Source organism: Citrobacter sp., assembly GCF_050252275.1.
In the GTDB taxonomy this organism is placed as follows: domain Bacteria; phylum Pseudomonadota; class Gammaproteobacteria; order Enterobacterales; family Enterobacteriaceae; genus Citrobacter_A; species Citrobacter_A amalonaticus.
The window spans coordinates 1-5,109 of sequence record NZ_JBFWLF010000318.1 but is presented as its reverse complement, the minus strand read 5'-3'; the positions used below and the strand labels follow the sequence as shown (position 1 = coordinate 5,109).

Below are 5,109 nucleotides of genomic sequence, written 5' to 3'. Positions count from 1 at the left end.
AACCGATCATTATCGACGTGAAAAACGCCGGTGCAGAATTTTACGATCAGGAAGTGGTGGTAGATAAAGACCAACTGGTGACCAGTCGTACCCCTGACGATCTGCCGGCGTTCAATCGCGAAGCATTACGCATCCTCGGTGCCTGACTGACGTAACCACACTAATTTTTTGCCAAAACCCAGGGTGTTGTCGGTGAACTTGAGTTCATCCACGCGGATTTCCCATACCGGCGCGGACAGCATTCTGGCAACCGGGAAGCGGCGAAGATAGGCCTGTCGTGCCGCGTCGCTTTCTTCCCCGGTCAGTTGACGAATCTCGCCTTTAAACTGCACGCCGCGAATCAATGCGACCGTTTTCGGTTGACCATTTACCGTTCCGGCAACGGGCGCTCGCGGTCCGGACATCTGCGCATGACGCGTTTTCTCTTCCGTCAGCACATAAAAAACGACCTTTTTGGCGTCGAAAAGGTAAAACGCATTTGCACACCACAGTTCACCTTCGCGATGCACGCACCAGGTCACAACGTGTTGTTTCGCCAGCCAACGACTGATCGCAGTGAGTGTTTCCATCTCGGTTCTCTTTTATACTGGATGACAGAAACGTAACACGCCGAAGGCCACGATGACACCCTGGTATCTTTATCTGATCCGCACCGCCGACAATGCCCTGTATACCGGGATCACGACCGACGTGGCACGCCGCTACCAGCAGCATCAATGTGGTAAAGGCGCGAAAGCGCTACGGGGGAAAGGGGAACTGACGCTGGCATTTTCCGCGCCGGTTGGCGACCGTTCACTGGCGCTACGCGCAGAATACCGGGTCAAACGCCTCACCAAGCGGCAGAAAGAGCGACTTGTCGCAGAAGGCGAAGGGTTTGCAGCATTACTGAATGACCTGCAAACCCCGACGCTTAAAAACGATTAAAGTGATCGTGATACTCGACCAGTCCCGTGACGCCGCTTAGTGCATCATCCGCTAAGCGATGCACCTGGAACGCACTTTCCGTGCCTGGCCAGCGGCAATGCAGATCGTGGTGGGCCGCCAGTTCGAAACCAAAACGGCTGTACAGTGCCGGATCGCCCAGGGTGACCACGGCGGCATAGCCAAATTCATTGAGTGAATCCAGTCCTTCATAAACCAGTTGGCGGGCCAGACCTTGTCCACGATAGTTTTCGTCTACCGCCAGCGGTGCCATACCAACCCACTGCAGATCTTCGCCCTGCACGTCGACGGGGCTGAATGCCACATAACCCACCACCTGACCTTCATCGTCGGTGGCGACCAGACCGAGCGTCAGAAAACCATCTTCACGTAGGTCGTGAACCAGTTTCGCTTCCGCATCGCTTTCGAATGAACGACGCAGCAGGGCATCAATGCCGGGGGCGTCAATGGGAATTTCTACTCGAATCAGCATGGTTCACCTACCGATGTTTGTTTGGTTTCTGGCGAGTATTTCATACCCGCCTCAACAAAATCCGCCAGTTGCAGCAGCATAACGCGCAACGCTTTGGGCATCTGCTCCAGGTCAATGGCATCCATCAGGTTTTTCACATACAACCCTAACTCCGTATCCCCTTCGATCACCAGACGGCGCTGGAAGAAGAGCGTATCCGGATCCTGCTTACGTGCAGCGATCATCAACAGATCGCTGGCATCAGCGCTAAAACTCACGTCGGCTTGCGCATCCTCGCAGACGATCAGTTTGTCATTCTCGACCGAGGTATACCACTTCAGGCCGATATCGCGAACCGTAATGCTTAACCAACGGCCCTCCAGGAATTCCAGTTCACCGTCTGCCAGGGCCTGGCGAAACTGCCAGCTCAGGACCTGTTGCAGAACCTGGCGTTGCAGTGCAAAGGGCGTCAGTTTAACTGGCACACTCATCAGAGACGGACCGAAATGTACTAAGCGTGAACGCAGCTTATCTAACACGAGCTTTACTCCCTGTTTCAATTATCCTGCTATTTTGCCATATCAGATAAACGACATAGCGGCGTAAATCAACAATTGCGTACGAAATCTCTACCTCTTTATTACTGATATCAATACGACTTTAACTGCCTTAAATCAAAAATTGTCGCAGCAAGGTTAACTAAAATCCTTGTTCGTTAACAATTATGCGTCCCAGGCGGCGCAATCTTCAGGATAAATTATGGAGCTGCTCTGCCCTGCCGGAAATCTCCCGGCGCTTAAGGCGGCCATCGAAAACGGCGCTGATGCTGTTTATATCGGGCTTAAAGATGATACCAACGCCCGCCACTTCGCCGGCCTTAACTTTACCGAGAAGAAATTGCAGGAGGCGGTGAGTTTTGTCCATCAACACCGCCGCAAATTGCACATCGCCATTAACACCTTTGCGCATCCAGATGGTTATGCCCGCTGGCAGCGCGCGGTGGATATGGCTGCGCAACTGGGTGCGGATGCGCTGATCCTTGCCGATCTCGCGATGCTTGAGTATGCCGCAGTTCGTTATCCGCATATTGAGCGCCATGTCTCTGTTCAGGCTTCGGCAACAAATGAAGAAGCGATCAACTTTTATCACCGCAATTTTGACGTTGCCCGCGTCGTCCTGCCACGCGTGCTCTCGATTCATCAGGTGAAACAGCTTGCCCGCGTGACGCCGGTGCCGCTGGAAGTTTTTGCTTTCGGCAGTTTATGCATTATGGCGGAAGGTCGCTGTTATCTCTCGTCCTGGTTAACCGGTGAATCTCCTAATACAGTAGGCGCCTGTTCCCCTGCCCGCTTTGTACGCTGGCAACAGACACCACAGGGGCTGGAATCTCGTCTGAATGAAGTGTTGATCGACCGCTATCAGGATGGGGAAAACGCCGGTTATCCGACGCTGTGTAAAGGGCGTTACCTGGTTGACGGTGAGCGTTACCACGCACTGGAAGAACCAACCAGCCTGAACACGCTGGAACTGCTGCCGGAACTACTGGCGGCGAATATTGCCTCGGTGAAAATCGAAGGCCGTCAGCGCAGCCCGGCCTATGTCAGCCAGGTCGCGAAAGTGTGGCGTCAGGCGATCGACCGCTGTGTGGCCGACCCGCAAAACTATACGCCGCAAGCAGCCTGGATGGAGACGCTCGGCGCGATGTCCGAAGGCACTCAGACGACGCTTGGCGCGTATCACCGTAAATGGCAGTGAGAAAAGCAATGAAATATTCCTTAGGGCCGGTGCTTTACTACTGGCCGAAAGAGACGCTGGAAGACTTTTATCAGCAGGCCGCTGCCAGCAGCGCGGATGTTATCTATCTCGGTGAAGCGGTGTGCAGCAAACGCCGCGCCACGAAAGTCGGCGACTGGCTGGATATGGCGAAGTCGCTCGCCGGTAGCGGTAAGCAGGTGGTACTTTCAACGCTGGCGCTGGTACAAGCCTCTTCTGAGCTGAATGAGCTGAAGCGCTATGTCGAAAACGGCGACTTTTTGCTGGAGGCCAGCGATCTTGGCGTGGTGAATATGTGCGCCGACCGCAAACTCCCATTTGTCGCCGGACACGCGCTGAACTGCTACAACGCGGTCACGCTGCGCCTGCTGCTTAAACACGGAATGGTGCGCTGGTGCATGCCAGTAGAACTGTCCCGCGACTGGCTGGTGAACCTGCTCAATCAGTGTGATGAACTGGGGATTCGCCAGCAGTTTGAAGTGGAAGTCCTGAGCTACGGGCATCTGCCGCTGGCTTACTCCGCCCGCTGTTTTACCGCTCGCTCGGAAGACCGGCCGAAAGATGAATGCGAAACCTGCTGCATCAAGTACCCGAATGGCCGCGACGTGCTCTCCCAGGAGAATCAACAGGTGTTCGTCCTCAATGGCATTCAGACCATGAGCGGCTATATCTACAATCTGGGGAACGAACTGACGTCAATGCAGGGACTGGTGGATATAGTGCGTCTGTCACCGCTGGGAACCGAGACATTCGCGATGCTTGACGCCTTCCGCGCCAACGAAACGGGGCACGCGCCGTTGCCGCTTACCGCGCACAGCGACTGCAATGGCTACTGGAAACGGCTGGCGGGTCTCGAACTGCAGTCCTGATAAATAGCTCACTTTGTTAACAACATTAACTAATCTTTAATGCAGTATGAAAAGATTAACTGGTAACAAAGTGAGCCGTTATGACTGACAAAACCATTCCTTTCTCGGTGCTGGATCTGGCACCGATTCCTGACGGATCTTCAGCAAAAGAGGCGTTCTCGCACTCGCTGGATCTCGCCCGCCTCGCGGAAAAACGAGGCTACCACCGCTACTGGCTGGCGGAACACCACAACATGACCGGTATCGCCAGTGCAGCAACGTCGGTACTGATCGGCTATCTGGCCGCCAACACCCGGACTTTGCACCTCGGTTCCGGCGGCGTCATGCTTCCCAATCACTCACCGCTGGTCATTGCCGAGCAGTTCGGTACGTTGAATACGCTCTATCCGGGACGCATTGATCTCGGCCTGGGCCGCGCGCCGGGCAGCGACCAGCCGACAATGCGAGCCCTGCGTCGCCATATGGGCGGCGATATCGATAAGTTCCCTCGCGACGTCGCTGAGCTGGTGGACTGGTTTGACGCACGCGATCCAAATCCGCAGGTGCGCCCGGTGCCTGGCTACGGCGAGAAGATCCCGGTCTGGCTGTTAGGTTCCAGCCTCTATAGCGCGCAGTTAGCCGCACAGCTTGGCCTGCCGTTTGCTTTTGCCTCCCACTTCGCACCGGATATGCTGTTCCAGGCGCTGCATCTGTACCGCACGCAGTTCCGGCCATCCGCGCGGCTGGAAAAACCGTATGCAATGGTGTGCATCAACATCATTGCCGCCGACAGTAACCGTGATGCAGAGTATCTTTTCACCTCGATGCAGCAGGCTTTCGTCAAGTTGCGGCGTGGCGAAACGGGCCAACTCCCGGCGCCGATTCAAAATATGGATCAGTTCTGGTCGCCGTCAGAACAGTATGGTGTGCAACAGGCGCTGAGCATGTCGCTGGTGGGTGATAAAACGAAAGTACGCCACGGACTGGAGTCTATTCTGCGTGAAACCCAGGCGGACGAGATCATGGTCAACGGGCAGATTTTTGACCATCAGGCGCGTCTGCACTCGTTTGATCTGGCGATGGATGTGAAAGAAG

Annotated in this window: 7 protein-coding genes and 1 pseudogene; 5 read left to right on the top strand and 3 right to left on the bottom strand. The window is 55.1% G+C overall.

Annotation, left to right across the window (positions count from 1 at the left end):
- A pseudogene (gene yhbO, locus AB7E14_RS20420) lies at positions 1-146 on the top strand (protein/nucleic acid deglycase); the annotation flags it as partial.
- Here yhbO and AB7E14_RS20415 read toward each other — a convergent pair.
- Positions 126-569: a YhbP family protein gene (locus AB7E14_RS20415; protein ID WP_058587524.1), complete on the bottom strand. Its 444-nt coding sequence runs from the start codon at positions 567-569 to the stop codon at positions 126-128. The pseudogene yhbO and the gene AB7E14_RS20415 overlap by 21 nt on opposite strands.
- A 52-nt stretch (positions 570-621) precedes the next feature.
- Between AB7E14_RS20415 and AB7E14_RS20410 the strand changes: the two genes are divergently transcribed.
- Positions 622-924, top strand: coding sequence for a GIY-YIG nuclease family protein (locus AB7E14_RS20410; protein ID WP_044263627.1), 303 nt, complete (start codon positions 622-624; stop codon positions 922-924).
- On the opposite strand, the gene AB7E14_RS20405 is transcribed toward AB7E14_RS20410, so the two are convergent.
- Both AB7E14_RS20405 and ubiT read right to left on the bottom strand, forming a co-directional pair.
- Positions 911-1,414, bottom strand: a complete 504-nt coding sequence (locus tag AB7E14_RS20405) for a GNAT family N-acetyltransferase (protein ID WP_042998273.1) — start codon at positions 1,412-1,414, stop codon at positions 911-913. The genes AB7E14_RS20410 and AB7E14_RS20405 overlap by 14 nt on opposite strands.
- On the bottom strand, positions 1,408-1,932 hold the full coding sequence (ubiT, locus tag AB7E14_RS20400; protein ID WP_042998274.1) for a ubiquinone anaerobic biosynthesis accessory factor UbiT: 525 nt from the start codon (positions 1,930-1,932) through the stop codon (positions 1,408-1,410). The genes AB7E14_RS20405 and ubiT overlap by 7 nt, the downstream gene beginning before the upstream one ends.
- A 220-nt stretch (positions 1,933-2,152) precedes the next feature.
- Between ubiT and ubiU the strand changes: the two genes are divergently transcribed.
- From ubiU to AB7E14_RS20385, 3 genes are all read left to right on the top strand, one after another.
- The gene (ubiU, locus tag AB7E14_RS20395) at positions 2,153-3,148 is read left to right on the top strand and encodes a ubiquinone anaerobic biosynthesis protein UbiU (RefSeq protein WP_042998275.1); all 996 of its coding nucleotides are present in this window, start codon (positions 2,153-2,155) and stop codon (positions 3,146-3,148) included.
- 8 nt (positions 3,149-3,156) lie between these two features.
- Complete coding sequence (locus tag AB7E14_RS20390; RefSeq protein WP_044263629.1) at positions 3,157-4,035, top strand: U32 family peptidase; 879 nt, start codon at positions 3,157-3,159, stop codon at positions 4,033-4,035.
- An 80-nt stretch (positions 4,036-4,115) separates the two neighbouring features.
- Positions 4,116-5,109, top strand: a 994-nt coding sequence (locus tag AB7E14_RS20385) for a luciferase-like monooxygenase (protein WP_428169867.1), incomplete at its 3' end; no start/stop codon positions are given.

Bases quoted from the DNA above. Each gene is read 5' to 3' on its own strand.
- AB7E14_RS20415 (WP_058587524.1), bottom strand. From the start codon at position 569: ATGGAAACACTCACTGCGATCAGTCGTTGGCTGGCGAAACAACACGTT.
- AB7E14_RS20410 (WP_044263627.1), top strand. From the start codon at position 622: ATGACACCCTGGTATCTTTATCTGATCCGCACCGCCGACAATGCCCTG.
- AB7E14_RS20405 (WP_042998273.1), bottom strand. From the start codon at position 1,414: ATGCTGATTCGAGTAGAAATTCCCATTGACGCCCCCGGCATTGATGCC.
- ubiU (WP_042998275.1), top strand. From the start codon at position 2,153: ATGGAGCTGCTCTGCCCTGCCGGAAATCTCCCGGCGCTTAAGGCGGCC.
- AB7E14_RS20390 (WP_044263629.1), top strand. From the start codon at position 3,157: ATGAAATATTCCTTAGGGCCGGTGCTTTACTACTGGCCGAAAGAGACG.